This window comes from Thermaerobacter sp. FW80 (assembly GCF_004634385.1).
GTDB lineage: Bacteria > Bacillota > Sulfobacillia > Thermaerobacterales > Thermaerobacteraceae > Thermaerobacter > Thermaerobacter composti.
This window is the reverse complement of sequence record NZ_CP037895.1, coordinates 1,400,027-1,417,179: the sequence shown is the minus strand read 5'-3', so window position 1 is coordinate 1,417,179 and position 17,153 is coordinate 1,400,027. Positions and strand designations below refer to the sequence as shown.

Genomic DNA, 17,153 nt, shown 5'->3' with positions numbered 1-17,153 from the left:
ACCGGCCCCGGGCGCCCGCTTGCCGGTGCCGCGTCCGCAGACGCGGTCGCCCGGGCTTCGCCCGGGGCCGCTGCGGCCTCCCCCTGGCGAGCCGGCGGCGGACTTCCGCTCCGGTTGGCCGGCGGCTGCGTCCCATCCCGCGCCTCGCGGCCGTCCATGGACCTCACCCCGCCTGCGCGGGAGGGGCCGGCAGCGCCGGCCCCTCCCGCGGTTGCGCCTCGACGGCGCTGCGCCCTTCGCCGCCCATGATAGCACGGCCCGGCGGCGGACACCTCATGCGCCACGGCCGGCTTCGTCCGATCCCTCCTGCACGCCCGTGCCCTCGGGGACCGGCGCCGCCGGCGCCGACGCCCCCGGCGTCCTCGACGCGCCCGCCGCGCCGCCTCCGGCTGCCCGCCGGCGCTCCTCCTCCGCCAGCACGCGCCGCAGCACCTTTCCGATCAGGCTCTTGGGCAGCTCGCTGCGGAACTCCACCGCCCGCGGCACCTTGTACTTCGCCAGCCGCTCCCGGCAGAAGGCGATGATCTCCTCCTCGGTCGCCGTCTCCCCCGGCTTGAGCACGACGAAGGCCTTGACCATCTCGCCGCGGTACGGGTCGGGGACCCCGACCACCGCCGCCTCCAGCACCTTGGGGTGCTGGTAGAGGACCTCCTCCACCTCGCGCGGGTAGACGTTGTAGCCGCCGGTGATGATCATCTCCTTCTTCCGGTCCACGATCCGGAAGAAGCCGTCCTCGTCCATCACGGCAATGTCGCCGGTGTAGAGCCAGCCGTCCCGCAGGGCGCGCTCGGTCTCCTCCGGCCGGTTCCAGTAGCCCTTCATCACCTGGGGCCCGCGGATGATCAGCTCCCCCTCCTCGCCGGGCCCCAGGACCCGGGTACCCGTCTCGATGTCGACGATGCGCGCCTCGGTGTCCGGCAGGGGGATGCCGATGGTGCCGTTGCGCTTGCCCTCGCCGGTGGGGTTGACGTGGGTGACGGGTGAGGCCTCGGTCAGGCCGTAGCCCTCCACCAGCGACCCGCCCGTCAGCCGCTCGAAGCGCTCCTGCACCTCCAGGGGGAGCGGCGCCGCCCCGCTGACGCACGACTCGATGGACGAGAAGTCGTACTGGCGCAGCCTGGGATGGTTGAGGATCGCCACGTACATGGTCGGCACGCCGGGGAACATGGTGGGCTTGTAGCGGGCGACGGCCTTGAGGACGTCGTCGACGTTGAAGCGTGGCAGCAGGATCATCGTGCCGTGGATGGCGATGGCCAGGTTCATCACCGTGGTCATGCCGTAGACGTGGAAGAAGGGGATGACGCCCATGATCCGGTGCCGCGGCCCCTCGTCGACCTTGCCTTGCAGCACCCACTCGGCGGTCTGCAGGGCGTTGGCCAGCAGGTTGCGGTGGGTGAGCATCGCCGCCTTCGGCCGGCCGGTGGTGCCGCCGGTGTACTGCAGCAGCGCCACGTCGTCGGCATCGACCGGTACCGGGATCCGCGGCTCCCCCGCGTCCCGGCTGGCCCCGCCCTCCGCCGTCGACCGCGCGGCGGGTTCGCCGCCCCGGCCGGCCAGGAGGTCCTGGAACCAGAGCACGCGGTCGCCGGGGGCGATGGTCGGCCAGGTCCCGTCACGCCGGGCCTTGAGCGGATAGAGCAGGCGCAGCAGCCCGGGCATGTACTCGTTGATGCGCGTCAGGATCACCGCCTCCAGCTGCGTCCGCGGCCGCGCCTCCCGGACGGTGGGATAGGTCATGTCCAGGGCGATCAGCAGCCGGCAGCCGGAGTCGTTGAGCTGGAACTCCAGCTCCCGCGCGGTGTAGAGCGGATTGTGGTTGACGACCACGCCGCCGGCCTTGAGGATCCCATAGTAGGCGATGACGAACTGCGGGCAGTTGGGCAGCATCAGGGCCACCCGGTCCCCGCGCCGGAGGCCCAGGCGCACCAGGGCGCGGGCGAAGCGGTCGGCGGCGTGGTTGAGCTGGGCGTAGGTCAACGTGCGGTTGAAGAAGACGACGGCGGGATGCTCGGGCCGCTCCCGCGCCGCCCGTTCCAGCAGGCCGTACAAGGGCATGTCGGGGTAGTCCAGGTGCGCCCGGACGCCCTCGGGGTAGAAGCGCAGCCACGGGAACGACGCCGCCCCGGCCTCCCGTGGAGCGCCCGCCTGCCCTGCCACGGTATCCGCCACGGTACTCCCCTCCCCCGCCCCCGGCTCTCCGCGACTCCCCGCCGGGGGCCCGTCTCGCTTCCCCGGTGCCGATCCGCCCCGGGTCGCGTCCTTCACCTCGACCGGCGGTCTGCGCTCCTCCAGCGCGACCGCCGGATCGCCGGCTCGCTCAAGCCCGGCCCTCGTCCTGGGAGGCGCCGGCCGGACCCGTCCCCACCGGGTCCGCCAGCGCCTCGTCCACCAGCTCCACGAAATCGCGCACCTTGACGCCGCGTTCCTCCGCGCCGGGGACGCCCTTGATGCCCGCCTCCATCATCGCCAGGCAGAAGGGGCAGCCGGTCACCACCACGTCGGCGCCGGTGCCCACGGCCTCCTCCGCCCGGTTGCGGTTGATCTTGCCGCCCTGCTTGTCCTCGAACCACATGTGGGCGCCGCCCGCCCCGCAGCAGAAGCTGCGCTCGCGGGAGCGGGCCATCTCGACCCGCCGGGTGCCCAGGCCGTCCAGCACGCCGCGGGGGGCGTCGTAGACGTCGTTGTAGCGACCCAGATAGCACGGGTCGTGGTAGGTCACCCGCAGCGACCGGTAGAGCTCGCGGGCCAGCTCCAGCTTGCCCTCCTCCATCAGCCGGAAGACCAGCTCGCTGTGGTGGATGACCTCGTAGTGGCCGCCGAAGCGCTTGTACTCGTGCTTGAGCTGCTGCAGGCAGTGGGGGCAGTGGGTGACGATGCGCCGCACCTTGTAGCCGTTCAGGGTCTCCACGTTGGCGCGGGCCAGCATCTCGTAGTGGTACTCGTTGCCGCTGCGCCGGGCCGGGTCGCCGGTGCACTGCTCCTCCGGCCCCAGCACGGCGAACCGGATGCCCGCCTTGGCCATCACCCGGGCCAGCGCGCGGGCCACCTTCTGCGCCCGCTCGTCGAAGGCCCCGGCGCAGCCGACCCAGTACAGGTACTCGATCGCCTCGGGGTCCTCCACCTCGGCCATGGTGCGCACCGGCAGGTCCTTGTACCAGTCGGTGCGGTCGGCGGTGGCGCCGCGGTAGGGGTGCTGGCGCGTCTCCAGGCTCTCCATGGCGCTGGCCAGGGTCTCGGGCATCTCCGCCCGCTCCATGGCCAGGTAGCGGCGCATCTCCAGGATCGTCGGCACGTGCTCGATGAAGACCGGGCACGCCTCCTCGCAGGCGCGGCAGGTGGTGCAGGCCCACAGCGTCTCCTCCCGGATCACGCCGCCCGCCAGGATGGGCAGGTGCTGGACGATGCTGTCATAGGTCTCCTGGTCGCCGGCCAGCTGGGCCGCCTTGGCCCGCAAGAGCTCATCCCGGTGGGCCCGCACGTGGTCCCGCAGGTCCAGGATCACCCGCTTGGGCGAGAGGGGCTTGCCCTCGGCGAAGGCGGGGCAGGCCGCCTCGCAGCGGCCGCACTCGGTGCAGGCGTCGAGGTCGAGGAGCTGCTTCCAGGTCAGGTCCAGCGCCGTGCGGGCGCCCAGGCTGGCGCTCTCGTCCTCCAGGTCCATGGGCTTGGGCTCGGCCTTGGCGTCCAGGTTGCTGAAGAAGACGTTCAGCGGCCCCGTCACCAGGTGGAAGGCCTTGCTGTAGGGCAGGGCGGCCATCCACGCATGCCAGGTCAACATGTGCAGCAGCCACGTGCCCGCGTGGACCGCCCGCAGGGCGCCCTCCGACGGCAGCACCGCCGCCAGGGCGAGGCCGGTCAGGTAGCCGAAGGGCGACCAGAGCGCCCAGGGATCGGCCGTCACCACCAGCCGGATCCCCTCGAGGACGAACCCGGTCACCATGATGACCAGAAGCCCGAAGAGCAGCAGGAAGTCGGCCCGCTTGCCCTTCTCCAGCTGCCCCGGCCGCATCACGTACCGCCGCCAGAAGAACACCGCCAGGGCCACCGTGGCCAGGGCGCCGAAGACGTCCAGGGTCAGGCTGTGGAAGTAGAGGTAGAACCGGCCCCGCAGGATGGGGATGCCCAGGTCGTGGTGGACGAACACCACCAGGGTGCCGATGAACAGCACGATGAAGGCGAAGAACAGCAAGGCGTGGGCGATGCCCGGCAGCCGCTCCTTGAGCAGGCGCCCCTGGCCCAGGGCGTGGACCAGGACCCGACGCAGGCGCTGACCGGGGCGATCCCACCGCACCTCCGGCTTGCCCGCCAGCCACGTGCGCACCCGCTGCCAGACCCCGTAGCCCATGATCGCCAGGGCCACGGCCATGCTGATGTACATGACCCACACGAAGCCGTGGGGGACGTTCCACTGCACCTCGCGGGTCGCCTCGGCGACGGCAGGCATCGCCTCCGGCATGCTCCTCCCCCCTCGCTCCATCCCGGCGCGCCGGCCCAGGACGGCCGCTGCGCCGACCCAAGCCGGCCCAAGGCGCCCGCCGGACCCACCCCGGGCGGGCGCGGGCAGATCATCCCGGCCACAGGCCCACCGCGGCGTCCGCCCCCCGGCCCACCGCGGGCGCCGTGGGGGCTGGCGCCTCGCCGACCCCGGGACCCCGCGGGCCTGGGCCGCGGCCTCCTCGGGCCGGCGTGGCGGCTGGACGCCACCGCGCCCCGCCCCCCGCTGCCGCAGCCCGCTGCCGCAGCGCCCCTCGTCGCGCCGGCCAAGCGGGGTGAAGCCGGCCGGCACCCCGCCCTCTCCTGCCGAGCGCCGGCGCGCCGCGTCGCCCGGCACGCTGCGTCGCCCGGCACGCCGCGGAGCCGGCGTCCCACGGCGGGCGACGAAGCCGGGCGTGCCCCGCTGGCCCGCCCCCACGGCATCCGGCGCGTCCCCGGCGCCGTGCGTGCCACGGCGGCCGGCGTCGCCCGGTGCGGCCCGTACACCCCAGCGGGCGGCAGGCCACGACGGGCGGCACACCAAAGCGTCCAACATGGCTCGGCGGCCCGCATACCATGGCGTCCGGCGTGGCCCGGCGGGCGCCGCGCCTTGGCGGGTGGCGGCGGGACGAACCGGCCGGGCCACGGCCGGTTCGTCCCGCCCGCCCTCAGCTGGCCTTGAGCTTGCGGACCTCTTCGATCAGGTGCGGCAGCACCTTCTGGTACTCCATGGGCACGCCCAGGCGCGCCACCTCGAAGATCGGCGCCTCGGGGTCCTTGTTGATGGCCACCACGGTCTTGGCCCCCGCGATGCCCGCCAGGTGCTGGCTGGCGCCCGAGATGCCGATGGCGATGTACAGATCCGGGGCGATGATCTTGCCGGTCTGCCCCACCTGCCGCTCGGGCGGCGCCCAGCCCTCGTCCACCGCCGCCAGCGACGCGCCCACGGCGCCGCCCAGGAGCCGGGCCAGTTCCTCCAGGTCCTTGAAGGCCTCCGGGCCGCCCAGCCCCCGGCCGCCCGAGACGACGATGCGCGCCTCCTCCAGGCGCACCCCGCCCTCGGCCGCGGGCCTGACCTCCACCCGGCGCAGGGGCCGGTCGGTGCCGGTGACGGTCAGCGCCTCGACCTCCACCGAGGACGAACCGGCCCTCTCCGCCGCGGGGAAGGAGCCCGGCCGCACGGTGGCCACCTGCGGCGAGCGCCTCAGGACCACGTCGGCGATGGCCTTGCCGCCGAAGACGGGCCGCGACCAGACGATGCGGTCGCCGTCGCGCCGCGCCTCGATCACGTCGGTCACCGCCGCGCCGCCCAGCCGTGCCGCCAGGCGGGGCGCCACCTCGCGGCCGCGCGGGTCGGCGGGCATCAGCACCACCTGGGGCTTCAGGCTCTCGCAGGCCGCCGCCAGCGTGGCCACGTACGCCTCGCCGCCGTACGCCTCGAGATCGCCCCCGGCGGCGTACGCCCGGGCGCCGTAGGCCCCGGCCTCGGCCGCCGCCTCCCGGGCATCGGGCCCCAACACCACCACGGCCACGGCGCCGTCCCCGGCCAGCTGCCGGGCGCCGCCCAAGAGCTCCGCGGTGGCCTGACTCAGCGCCTTGCCACCCCACTGGACCACCAGGATCATCGACCGCCCTCCTCCCGGAGCCCACCCGTCACAGCACCTTGAGCTCCCGCAGCCGCCGGACCAGCGTGGCGGCCACCGCCGCCGGATCGTCGCCCTCGATCATCTCGCACTCGGTCTTGCGCTCGGGGATCCGCAGGGCGAGGACCTCGCTGGCCGCCTCGTCGGCCAGGGCCGCCGCATCCAGCCCCAGGTCCGCCACCGTCCACTGGTCGATGGGCTTGCGGTTGGCCATCATCACGTCGCGCACCTTGGGCAGGCGCAGCACGTTGCTGTCGTCGTTGGTCACGGTGACCACCAGGGGCGGCCGGGCCTCCAGCACCTCCCGGCCCGCCGGCGCCTCCCGCACCAGCCGCAGGCCGTCGCCCGCCGGCTCCATCTGCTGGACCAGGGCGGCACACGGCCAGCCGAGTTCCTCCGCCAGCAGGTAGCCCACCTGGCCCTGGTCCCAATCGCCCGCCTGGCGACCCGCCAGCACCAGGTCGACATCGCCGACCTTGCGCACCGCCGCCGCCAGGACCCGCGCCGTGGTGGCCGCATCCGGCAGGTCCAGGCCGTCCAGCTCCACCCGCACGGCCCGGTCCGCCTTGAGGGCCAGCGCCTTGCGCAGCCCGTCGGTGGCCTCGGCGCCGCCGGCGCTGATCGCCGTCACCGTGGCCGCCGCGCCCTTGTCCTTGAGCTGCAGCGCCAGCTCCAGCGCGTTCTGGTCGAAGGGGTTGATGACCACCGGCGCGTCGCCCCGCTCCGGCCGGCGGCCGTCCGCCGCCACCCGGAACTTGCGCGCCGGCAGCTCCGGGTCGAGGATGGGCTTGAGCAGCACCACCACGTTCCAACCCATCCGGCTTTCCCACCTTTCCCGTAGGGGTGTGTCTCCCGTAGGGGCGTTTCGGCACTTCGACGGGCGGCGGCGCCCGTCGGGTTCAAGCGCCCAGCGGCCCCGCCGGCCCTGGGGCGTCCAAGGCCGGGATGCTCCGGACCGCCTCGCCGCCCGCTGCGGTGGGCCGGTTGGCGCCGGACCGGGCAGCGGCCGGCCGTGGGGACGGCTCCCCCGCCGGGCGGTCGTCGCCCCGCGGCGCCAGCAGCCCGTGCAGGATCACCTGGACGAACTGCTCGCCGATCTGTGCCGGGGAGAGCCGACCGTCGGCGCTGTACCACCGGTACATCCAGTTGCAGGCGCCGAGGATGGCCAGGCAGGCGGCGCCGGGATCCACCGGGCGGAACTCGCCCGTCGCCACCCCTCGGGCGATCAACGCCGTCAGCCGCCGCGTGTAGCGGCCGGTCTCGCCCCGCACCTTCTCGGCGTGCTCCGGCGGCAGGGCGTGGGACTCCCGGAAGAGCACCGTCAGCGTCTCCTGGTGCTCGGCCACGACCCGCACGTGGGCGCGGATGGCCGCCGCCAGCTGATCGGCTGCGCTCCCCCCCGCCGCCTCGATCCGATCCAGCTCCGCGTGGAAGAGCCGCATGGTCTCGCCCGCGATCTTGAGCAGGAGCGCCTCCTTGCTGCGGATGTAGTGGTAGAGCGAGGCCTTCTGCAGCCCCACCGCGTCGGCGATGTCCTGCATCGTGGTGGCGTAGTAGCCCTTCTCGCGGAACAACTTGCGTGCCGCGTCGAGGATCTCCTGCTCGCGGCTGGCCATGCCGTCGCCTCCCTGCAGGGCGGTCGGTCGCCGCGTCCCTACCGACCGTTCGGTCGAGCGGCGCGCATAAAAAATTTCCAGGCACACCGTCCACCCACCGCACGCCGCAGGCGTCTCGCGATCTCGCCGCGAACCGCGCCCACCCCGCCCCCGCGACGCCACGGGCCTCAGGGGCCCTACCCTGGCCGCTTCGGGCCGCGACCCCGCGCCGGGACCGCGGCCCACCGCGTCACGGCCATGGGATGGATTCGCCGCTGCGCCGCCGTTTCCTCCCGGGCGCGGCCCCTGTCGCGGGCGCGGTGCCCGCCCCTCCCCCCGTGTCGTCCCCGGGCTGGCGTTCCTGCGGACTAGTCGCCCTGCGGGGCGCCCCGCCCTTCGCCCTCGTCCTGCGCCGCGTCGCCCTCTTGCCCTTGCCCGCCACCGGTGGCCGGCTCCCGCAGCCTCGGCAGGACCTGGTCTTCAAAGTAGGCGAGGTCGTCGGGGTCGAGGCGATAGATCCACGGTCCCTCGTTGGTCATCACGTACCGGCCGCCCTCGTCGGCCGTGCCACCGACCCGGATCTCCAGATGGGGGCCGGCCTTCTGACCCGGCGCCGCCTGGAACTCCAGCCGGATGCGCCCGTACGGTGCGTCCAGGCCGTGGCGGGCCCGCACGGCCAGTTCGTCCCCCTGGTCGCTGACGAAGTCCGCCGCCCGCCACTGGTGCAGGGCAAACCAGAGCTCGGACAGCTGGCTGTCGTCCTGGGTGCCGACCCGGCGGCCGTCCCGCTCCATGGACCAGCTGGTGCCGCCCTCCTGGCGGACGAACACCAGCCGCGCACCGTCCCACTCCAGCTCCACCCGCTGCACGCGATCGTCCTCGAACGGGACGAACATCGTCTCCCGCAGCGCGTCGGGCGCCATCTTGAGGGTGTCGGTGAGCCCGGGGGAGAGCAGGTAGACCGCATCCTGACCCGCCCGCCGCCCGTAGGTCCCGCCCCCCGTGACCGGGCTCTCGGCCCCCAGCTCCAGCACCCGCGCCTCGTCCTGCCCGGTGAATCGCACCGTCACGCGGACCGTCGGCCGATGCAGGCCGTACTGCTCCAGCGCCTGGCCGGTGACGCCCTCGGCCACCCGGCGCTGGGCCGTCAGCCGTCGCAGCCCGTCGACCAGGGTGGTGGCGTACTCCTCGGCCAAGGGGTAGGGGCCGGGCTCGTGCATCCACCAGCGCCGCGAGGACAAGAGCCCGCCGATGGTGTCGGCCGCCATCGGCCCCTGACCGCCGAAGGGGGCGTCGGGCGACGCCACCAGCTCGGGGGGCGGGCCGGGCCGCAGGACGATGCGCCCATGCTCCCCCTCGATGACGATCTCGCGCACCGTGGCGTCGCCGGCATCCCAGACCACGGTGTCCGTCGCCTCGTCCTCGCTTTGGGGCTGGTCGCCCCGCGTGGCCCAGGCGTAGACGGCCAATCCGGCCGCCACCAGCAGGAGGAACAGGCCGAGGAAGGCCTGGGAGGCCGGGTTCCGCCGGCGGCGACGGCCCGGGGCGCTCATGCGTGCCGCCTCCTCCACCAGATGGCGAGGCCGGTGAGGGCGACCAGGGCGGGGAACCCCAGCACGAGCCCGTAGAAGATCCCCACCACCGCCCGCGGGGTGAGCACGATGGGCGTGGCGGCCAGCTCCTTGGGCCGGATGGTCAGGCGCTCCTCCGAACCCAACAGCCAGTTGACGGCGTTGACGATGAAGTCACGGTTCCCCGGGACCCGGTCCAGGTAGTCGTTGGCCACGAAGGCCGCGCTGCCCACCACCACGGCCACCGGCTGCGACCCGCCCTCCCCGTCGCCTTCGGCCGCCTCGCCCTCCGCAGCGGACGCGGCCTCGCCACCCTCGTCCCGCCCTTGCTCGTCCGCCTGGCCTGCGGACCGATCCGCGGGGGCGAGGTCGCCCTCCACCGCCAGCGCCAGCGTCAGCGGGCCCGCGCGGTCGTCACCGTCGCGGCGCACCGTCTCGGACCGCAGATCCGTCTCGCCCCAGGCCTCGTCGCTGGTGTGCAGGAGCTCGGTGGTCGTGAGCTCCGTGCCCTCGCGCGCCTGCAGGCTGCGGGACCCTGGCAGCACCAGCACCAGCTCGCCCTGTCGCAGCGGGTCGACGATGGCGTGGCTCCCCAGGAGCGGCATGGGCGAGAGGGGATCCTGGCCGAGGAAGGCGCGCTGGGGATCGACCACCACGTCCTGGGCGGCCTCCACCCCGACCGATGCCAGCAGCGCCTCCAGCTGCTCCAGGCGCCGGCCGTCGGGGACCGGCCCGTAGAGGACCAGCAGCCGGCCGCCTCGCCGCACGTAGTCCTCCAGTCGCTGGCGCTCCTCCTCCAGCAGGTCCCGGCTGGGACCGGCGATGACCACCACCGCCGCATCCTCCGGCACCTGGCCCCGCTGGGCCAGGTTGAGCGTCTCCACCGTCAGGGCCTCGCCCTCCAGCAGCTGGCCCAGGGTGGTCAGCTCGGTGTCCGGGTTGCCCTCGCCGTGGCCCGTCAGGAAGTAGACCTTCTTACCGCCCCGCCCCGTCAGCTCGAGGAGGGCGCGGGTGATCGCCTGTTCGGCCCGGATCTCGAGGCCGCCGCCCGCCCCGTAGCCGAACAGGCTCAGCGGGTCGATCTTCCGGTGGTCGTCGCCGACCTCCACGACCACCGTGTTGTAGGCGTCCACCTCGTACCGCCTCGCCGTGGACGGCTCCCGCTCGGGGTCCACCACCTCGAGCCGGATGCGGGGCGAGGCGCGGTCGTACTGCTCGAGGATCTTGCGCAGGGTGTCGCCCTCCGCCGATCCGGACTGCAGGAAGCCGTACAGCGTGACATCCTGCTCGAGGTCGGCCAGGACCTCGTGGGTGGAGGGCGAGAGGGAGTAGATCTTCTGGGCGGTGGCATCGTACCGCCACGAGTAGCGGGCGGCGAACACGTTGGCCAGCACCAGCAGGGCCAGCACGGCCACCGTCAGCACCACCGCGTTCGTCCCCCGCCACAGCACGCGACGGCGATGGACATCGGCCCGCTCGGCCATGGACGGCCCTCCTCACCGACTCCGCTCGCTGCTCGCCAAGCCCGCACCCCACCGCGCGGCGCCCCGCACCCGGCGCCACGTCCGGCGGACGGCCCGCTCCAGCGCCCAGAACCGTCCGGGCCGCCTCCCCCTGGGCGTCGGGGGCGGTGGGCCGGGGGCGATGGACCGCCCCCGCGGTCCGCTGCCCGGTCGGCACCCCACCGCGGCGCCCGCCGCCACCGCCGGCCCGCACCAACCCCGGCGGGCGACGGACGGCCGGCCGCGTCACGCGGCCCAGGTGCGCCGCTCCACGTTGCGGACCGCGAGGAACAGGAAGCCGAAGATCAACGAGAGGAAGTAGACGAGGCGCCGGGTGTCCAGCACCCCGTCGATGAAGTCGCTCAGGTTCTCCCAGACCGACGCCGCTCGCAGCACGTCCCCCAGGGTCCCGCCGACGGCCCCCGCCGCCCAGTCCAGCATGTACAGGGCCAGCAGGATCCCGAAGCCCGCCACGGCGGCGATGACCTGGCTGTCGCTGAGGGTCGACGCCAAGAGCCCGGCGGCGGCGAAGGTGGCGGCCACCAGCCACACCCCGAGGTAGCCGACCAGCAGCATGGGCCACTCCACGGTGCCGTAGGCCGCCGTGACGGCGGGGTAGATCCCCGTGACCCCGAGGAGCACCGTCAGCAGCGTCAAGACCGCGAAGAACTTCGCCAGCACCACCTGATTCAGGGTCACCGGCGCGGTCAGCAACAGCTCGGCGGTGCCGCGCTGCTGCTCCTCGGCCCAGAGCCGCATGGTCAGCGCGGGCACGACGAACAGCAGCAGCACCACCATGTGGTCCAGCAGGAAGCGCAGATCCGGCGCCTGGAAGCTGGCGACCACCGCCAGGTAGTACCATCCCGTCAAGGCGAGGAAGACGGCCGCCACCACCCACCACAGGGGCGACAGCCAGAAGGAGAGCACGTCCTTGCGCCATAGGGCGAAGAGGCCCTGCCAACCCATGGCGCTCACCTCCGGCCGGCGCCCGCCGGTCGCTGCCGGCCGGCGCCGCCCTCGCCCGCCCCGCCCCGGGTCCGGCCCGCGGACCCGGAGGGGGCCTGTTCCTCCGTCACCAGTTGCATGAAGATCTCCTCGAGGCTCATCTCCAGGGGGCGCATCTCCAGGATGGGCCAGCGCTCCGCAGCCATGGCGAAGAAGACGGCCTCGCGCAGGTCCTTGCCGCGGGAGGCGACCTCGAGGCGCACCACCGGGGTCGGCGCGGAAGACCCCGCGTCGGCCGTGGACCGGTCCGCCGGCGCCCCCTCCTCCACCCCGGCCGGGGCCGGTTCGTCCCCTTCCAGGATGCGGACCGACTCGACGCCCTCCAGCTCGCGGAGGCGGCGCGCCACCTCGCGGGCCGGCCCCTTGACCGCGAGGCGCAGGGTGCTGACCCCCTGCAGCGCCCGCGTCAGTCCCTCGGGCGTGTCCTGGGCCACCAGCCGCCCGCGGTTCATGATCAACACGCGCTGGCAGGTCTGCCGCACCTCGGGGAGGATGTGGGAGCTCAGGATCACCGTGTGCTCGCCGGCCAGGGAGCGGATCAGCTGGCGGACCTCGACGATCTGCGCCGGATCGAGGCCCACCGTGGGCTCGTCCAGGATGAGCACGTCGGGCTTGCCCAGCAGCGCCTGGGCCAACCCCACCCGCTGCCGGTAGCCCCGGGACAGGTTGCCGATCAGGCGCTTCCACACGTGGGTCACGCCGGTGCGCTCCGCCGCCTCCTGGGCCTCGGCCCGGCGGCGGGGGCGGGGCACGCCCTTGAGGGCCGCCACGAAGAGCAGGTACGCCTCCACGGTCATGTCCGGGTAGACCGGCGGATGCTCGGGGAGGTACCCGACGCGCCGCTTGACCTCCAGCGGTTCCTCCCACGTGTCGAAGCCGGCCACGCGGATGGTGCCGGCGCTGGGGGGCATGTAGCCGGTGATCAGGCGCATGGTGGTCGTCTTGCCGGCCCCGTTGGGACCGAGCAGGCCCACGATCTCGCCCCGCTGCACCGTGAAGGTGAGATCCGTGACCGCGCGGTGCTCGCCGAACCGCTTGCTGACGTGGGAGACCTCGATCATCGCCGTCCTCCTCCCGGTCCGGGCGCACCGGGCGAGCCCCCTCCCCGGCTGCCCCGCCGGGCTGGGTCCCGTCGGGCTTCGCGGCCATTCTGGTCCCTGCGCCAACTCGTGGACGGCAGAGGCGAAGCCCCCGCGGCGCCAAGCCGACGGCCTCCGTGCAGAGGCGGTGTGGACGCCCGGCCGCACGGCGGTCGCCGCGGCGGTGGCAGCCGATGGCCCCCTGCCCAGGCGGTCTGGGACCCCCACCGGGGACGAGCCGCGCCTTGCCGCGCAACAGTATAGCATTGGCGATCCGGGGCCCGCCGGCCGCGCGCGACGGGAAATGTAACGGATCTGTTAACGGGCCGGGGACCGAGGGCCGCCCTCGGGCGGCGGGCGCCATCCACCACGGACGAACGCGGCGAAGGGCGGACGCACGCGGTCGCCGGCCAGGACGGGACCGGCCGGCTCCGCGGGGCGCTGGCAGGGGTCGTCCACGGGCAGGGGGGCCAGCAGCTGGCCCAGCGGGACCACCACCAGGCCGCGCCGGTGCAGGCCCTCGATCATGGCGGGGAGGGCCTCGACCGTGCCCGGCGTGGGGTGCATCAAGATCAGGTCCCCGGGCTGCGCCGCGGCGACGATGCGCCGTGCCATGAGCGCCGGGGGCGGCTTCATCCAGTCGACGGTGTCGAGGCTCCAGTAGACCAGTCGGACGCCGGCCTCCTGCGCCGCCCGCTCCACCGCGGCGGTGCGCACCCCGCGGTGGGTGCTGTAGAACCGCACCGCCGACGGGTCCAGGCCGGCCGCCCGGGCCACCGCTTCGACCCCGCGGCGGAGGTCGGCCAGCACCCCGTCGACCGGCTGGTCCTCGAGTTCCAGGGCGTCCGAGTAGCCGTGGCTGCCGACCTCATGGCCGCGGCGGACCATCTCCGCCACCAGACCGGCGTGGGCCTCCGCCCACCGCCCCACGGGGAAGAAGGTGACCCGCACCCCATGCGCCTCCAGCGCCGCGAGCATGGCGGGCAGGTGCTCCTCCCCCCAGGCCACGTTGACCAGGAAGGCCACGGCCTGTTTGCGCCGATGGCCGTGATAGACGGGCTGACCGGGGAAATCGTCCAGGTCCTTCTGCGGTGGGACGGCGCGGAACTGGAGGTCGACCCGGCTGCCCGGCGGCGCCCGCAGGATGGCTTGCAGGCTGGCGTCGACGTCCAGGGTCAGGCCGGCCACGCCGGGGATCACCGCCCGCTGGGCGGGGTCGGGGCGCGCATCCTCAGGCGGCATGTGCACCGCGTGGGCCAGCTCCTCGAGCCATTCGGACACCCGCTCCCGCGACCACCCGCCCACCGGCACGGGTCCGACCCACACGTCGGGGGCGACCCGGCCGGGGAGCCCGCCCGGTCGCCCCATCCCGGGCAGGAGGCGCAGCGGCGACCAGCCCGCCCGGCCCAACGCGGTCGCGGCTGCGATCAGGAGGAGCCACGCCGCGGCTCGCCGCCACCGGATGCCTGGGCCTGCCATGGATCCCGCCTCCTGGGCGGGCGAGCCGGACGCCAGGAGGAGGGCGGCGCGTCCTCGCCGCACCGCCCCTCCGACGCAGCCGACGCCTGGGAGTCGGCGCCCGTGGAGCGCCATCGCCTCCCGGCGCCGGCCCCCGAACGGCACAGACGGCCGCGACCCCGGCTGATGCCGCCCCCCAGACCACCCGCCCACCTGCAGGCTATGGGCCGCCCACGCCCTCCATGATCCCGGACGGGACCGCCGCACCGTCGGGGCCCCGCCAGCACCGACGACCCGCTCGTTCTTGGACCGCACGCCGACCCGTGGTCAGGCGGTCACCTCCCCGCGCTGCGACCGGGCTTTGGCGATCTTGTACAGCCCCACCGTCACCAGCGGTAGGGCCAGCAAGAGGAGGAAACCGTACGCCATCGCCGTGTACCCCTGCGCCACGAGCGCGATGATCCCGAACCGGGATAGGAGCACCGATGCGATCAGGATCGCGACGGCGATAGCGCTGCGGTGCCTTCCACCCAGTTCCTGGCGGCCGTATTCCTGCAGGGCGCTATCGAGCCGGTTCAGGATGGCATGGATCATCCCGGTGCTCGTATCCACCAGAGTGTAGAAGACCACCAGCGTGTACACCCATCCCAGCCCCGCGCCACCGACCTGCTCCAGCATGGCCAGCCACGGCACGGGGGCGTCCAAGACGTCCCTGCTGGGGTAGAAGGCCATGACAGCGAGGTACGTGAGGATGAAGGGGACAGTGGAAACGAGGCCGGTCAGCACCCCGGCACCGGCAGAGTCCTTGGGTGAGCGCAGGTTGTCGAGGACGAACAAGACCCCCGGTACGACGACCAGGTTATACCCCACGTAGAGAAGGCCTGAGAACACCGCCGCGCCGACCGTGGCCCCCGGCACGTACGACGTGTCGCCGCGGGCGAAGACCGCCTGAACGGCCTCCCAGCGACCGGCGAGCACCATGGCCGCGAAGGCGATGAAGCCCACGTACAACAGCAGGGAGCCGACCGACTTGAACGCCTCGAGGAAGCGGCGCCCCCAGAACATGATCAGACCTACGATGCCGATGACGACCAAGAGCGCCACGAGGCTGGGAATCCGGACGGTGGTGGCCACGATCTCTTCCGCTGCCGACGTCACGATCGCGATCACCAGCACGGCCATCACGATGAACAACACGTCGAACAAGATCCACGCCGGTCCGATCAGGTTGCGCATGTACGTCCGGTAGTCGTACGCATGGAACACCCGGGCAAATTCGTAGGCGATGGCGGAGATGACGGTGAACCCCACGAAGATCGCCACGATGGACCAGACGCCGTAGGCTCCAAATTTGGCCCCATATTCGACGATCTCACGCCCGCTGGCGTAGCCACCCCCGGTCAACACCGAGAGGAAGACCGCCGCCGGCAGCATCAGACGGCTGAACCAGCCCGGCTGCGCCACGGCGCCTGGACGATCCGTCGGTGCATGGACGCCTGCTTGCCCACCCGACATGACGTTCATCCCCCCACAGAACCCCCTCGTACAGCCAGCCGACCCAACTGGACAACCATACTTCGGCCGACAGCCCGCAGCCCGTCCCGACACGAGCCCGCGCATGCCCTTGTCCTCTAGGACCGCGCACGTCTGCGAACGGGACGTCACGCGGCGCCATTGGCTCGGTACGTCGCGCGGCGGCGGGTGACCCGCTGGATCCGGTCCTCCCGCACCTGGTGACCGATGCCGGGCTGCTGGGGTACGGCGATGGTTCCATCACGATCCACCGTCACCGGCGGGTCAATCACATCTTCGAGCCAGTACCGGTCGCTCCCGGACGTATCCCCGGGCAGGGTGAAACCCGGCAGCGTCGCCAGCGCCACGTTGTGCAACCGGCCGATACCGGTTTCCAGCATGCCGCCACACCACAGGGGGATGCCCAGCTGGCGGGCGAGGCGATCGATGGCTTGGACCTCGGTCAGCCCGCCAACCCGGCCGACCTTGACGTTGAGGATGCGACAGGCACCGATCCGCGCCGCCTTGCGCAGGTCGTCGGCGTGGTGAACGCTTTCATCAAGGCAGATGGGCGTCCGAAGCTGCCGTTGCAGGTCGGCGTGGTCCACCAAGTCATCGTGGGCGAGGGGTTGCTCGATCATCATCAGGTCGAAGCGATCCAATTGGGCAAGATGGGACGCATCCGCCAAGGTATACGCCGAATTGGCGTCGACCATCAGCGGGATGTCACCCAAGGCCCGGCGGACCTCCCGGACGACGTCGACGTCCCATCCCGGCTCGATCTTGATCTTGAAGCGGCGATAGCCCTGGGCCTGGAAGGATTCGATGGCCCGCAACAGCGCGGGCACATCCTCCTGGATACCGATGCTGACGCCGACTTCGACGCGGTCCTTCGTGCCGCCCAACGCCCGCCACAGCGGCAAGCCGCGGGCACGGCTCCAGGCATCCCAAAAGGCCCCTTCGAGCCCGGCCTTGGCCATGGGGTGGCGGCGCACATGGGCATAGGACGCCCGGAATTCGCGGGGGCTGTCGAAGGAGCGACCGAGGACCGCCGGCACGAGGAAGTCCCGCAAGATGTGCCAGGCCGTCTCCACCGTCTCCTCGCTGTAGAGCGGAGCCGCATCCGCCACCACCTCCCCCCACCCCTCCACGCCGTCGGCCTCCAACCGGATGAGAAGGCAGTGACGTTCGTGGGTGACGCCAAAACTGGTGCGGAAGGGAGCCCGCAGCGTCATCGCCACGTGGAAGACGTCGATCCGCTGGACACGCATCCGGTCACCCTCCTCAGCAGGCCACCCATCCGCGATCCCCGGAGATC

At 73.1% G+C, this 17,153-nt stretch carries 12 protein-coding genes; all 12 read right to left on the bottom strand.

What is annotated here, in order from left to right; translation table 11 throughout:
* Positions 1 to 273 precede the first annotated feature (273 nt).
* Positions 274 to 2,055 (bottom strand): long-chain fatty acid--CoA ligase, encoded by a 1,782-nt coding sequence (locus E1B22_RS06035; protein WP_135225982.1) that lies wholly within the window; start codon positions 2,053 to 2,055, stop codon positions 274 to 276.
* Between the two features lie 262 nt (positions 2,056 to 2,317).
* A complete protein-coding gene (locus E1B22_RS06030) occupies positions 2,318 to 4,453 on the bottom strand; it encodes a (Fe-S)-binding protein (protein WP_135224957.1) in 2,136 nt (711 codons plus the stop codon).
* A 685-nt stretch (positions 4,454 to 5,138) separates the two neighbouring features.
* Positions 5,139 to 6,095 carry an electron transfer flavoprotein subunit alpha/FixB family protein gene (locus tag E1B22_RS06025; RefSeq protein ID WP_135224956.1) on the bottom strand — a complete coding sequence of 319 codons (957 nt, stop codon included), beginning with the start codon at positions 6,093 to 6,095 and terminating at the stop codon, positions 5,139 to 5,141.
* 28 nt (positions 6,096 to 6,123) lie between these two features.
* Positions 6,124 to 6,930 (bottom strand): electron transfer flavoprotein subunit beta/FixA family protein, encoded by an 807-nt coding sequence (locus E1B22_RS06020; RefSeq protein ID WP_135224955.1) that lies wholly within the window; start codon positions 6,928 to 6,930, stop codon positions 6,124 to 6,126.
* Positions 6,931 to 7,012: 82 nt separating this feature from the next.
* Positions 7,013 to 7,729 carry a TetR/AcrR family transcriptional regulator gene (locus E1B22_RS06015; protein WP_243123784.1) on the bottom strand — a complete coding sequence of 239 codons (717 nt, stop codon included), beginning with the start codon at positions 7,727 to 7,729 and terminating at the stop codon, positions 7,013 to 7,015.
* A 347-nt stretch (positions 7,730 to 8,076) separates the two neighbouring features.
* Positions 8,077 to 9,261, bottom strand: coding sequence for a DUF4340 domain-containing protein (locus E1B22_RS06010; RefSeq protein WP_135224954.1), 1,185 nt, complete (start codon positions 9,259 to 9,261; stop codon positions 8,077 to 8,079).
* A complete protein-coding gene (locus E1B22_RS06005; RefSeq protein ID WP_135224953.1) occupies positions 9,258 to 10,763 on the bottom strand; it encodes a GldG family protein in 1,506 nt (501 codons plus the stop codon). The genes E1B22_RS06010 and E1B22_RS06005 overlap by 4 nt, the downstream gene beginning before the upstream one ends.
* Positions 10,764 to 11,027: 264 nt before the next feature.
* A complete protein-coding gene (locus tag E1B22_RS06000; protein WP_135224952.1) occupies positions 11,028 to 11,747 on the bottom strand; it encodes an ABC transporter permease in 720 nt (239 codons plus the stop codon).
* 5 nt (positions 11,748 to 11,752) lie between these two features.
* Positions 11,753 to 12,847, bottom strand: coding sequence for an ABC transporter ATP-binding protein (locus E1B22_RS05995; protein ID WP_135224951.1), 1,095 nt, complete (start codon positions 12,845 to 12,847; stop codon positions 11,753 to 11,755).
* Positions 12,848 to 13,183: 336 nt separating this feature from the next.
* Positions 13,184 to 14,344 carry a polysaccharide deacetylase family protein gene (locus E1B22_RS05990; protein WP_243123783.1) on the bottom strand — a complete coding sequence of 387 codons (1,161 nt, stop codon included), beginning with the start codon at positions 14,342 to 14,344 and terminating at the stop codon, positions 13,184 to 13,186.
* Positions 14,345 to 14,650: 306 nt separating this feature from the next.
* Complete coding sequence (locus tag E1B22_RS05985; RefSeq protein ID WP_135224949.1) at positions 14,651 to 15,838, bottom strand: hypothetical protein; 1,188 nt, start codon at positions 15,836 to 15,838, stop codon at positions 14,651 to 14,653.
* Positions 15,839 to 15,984: 146 nt separating this feature from the next.
* Positions 15,985 to 17,106: an o-succinylbenzoate synthase gene (menC, locus tag E1B22_RS05980; RefSeq protein ID WP_135224948.1), complete on the bottom strand. Its 1,122-nt coding sequence runs from the start codon at positions 17,104 to 17,106 to the stop codon at positions 15,985 to 15,987.
* Positions 17,107 to 17,153: the final 47 nt, after the last annotated feature.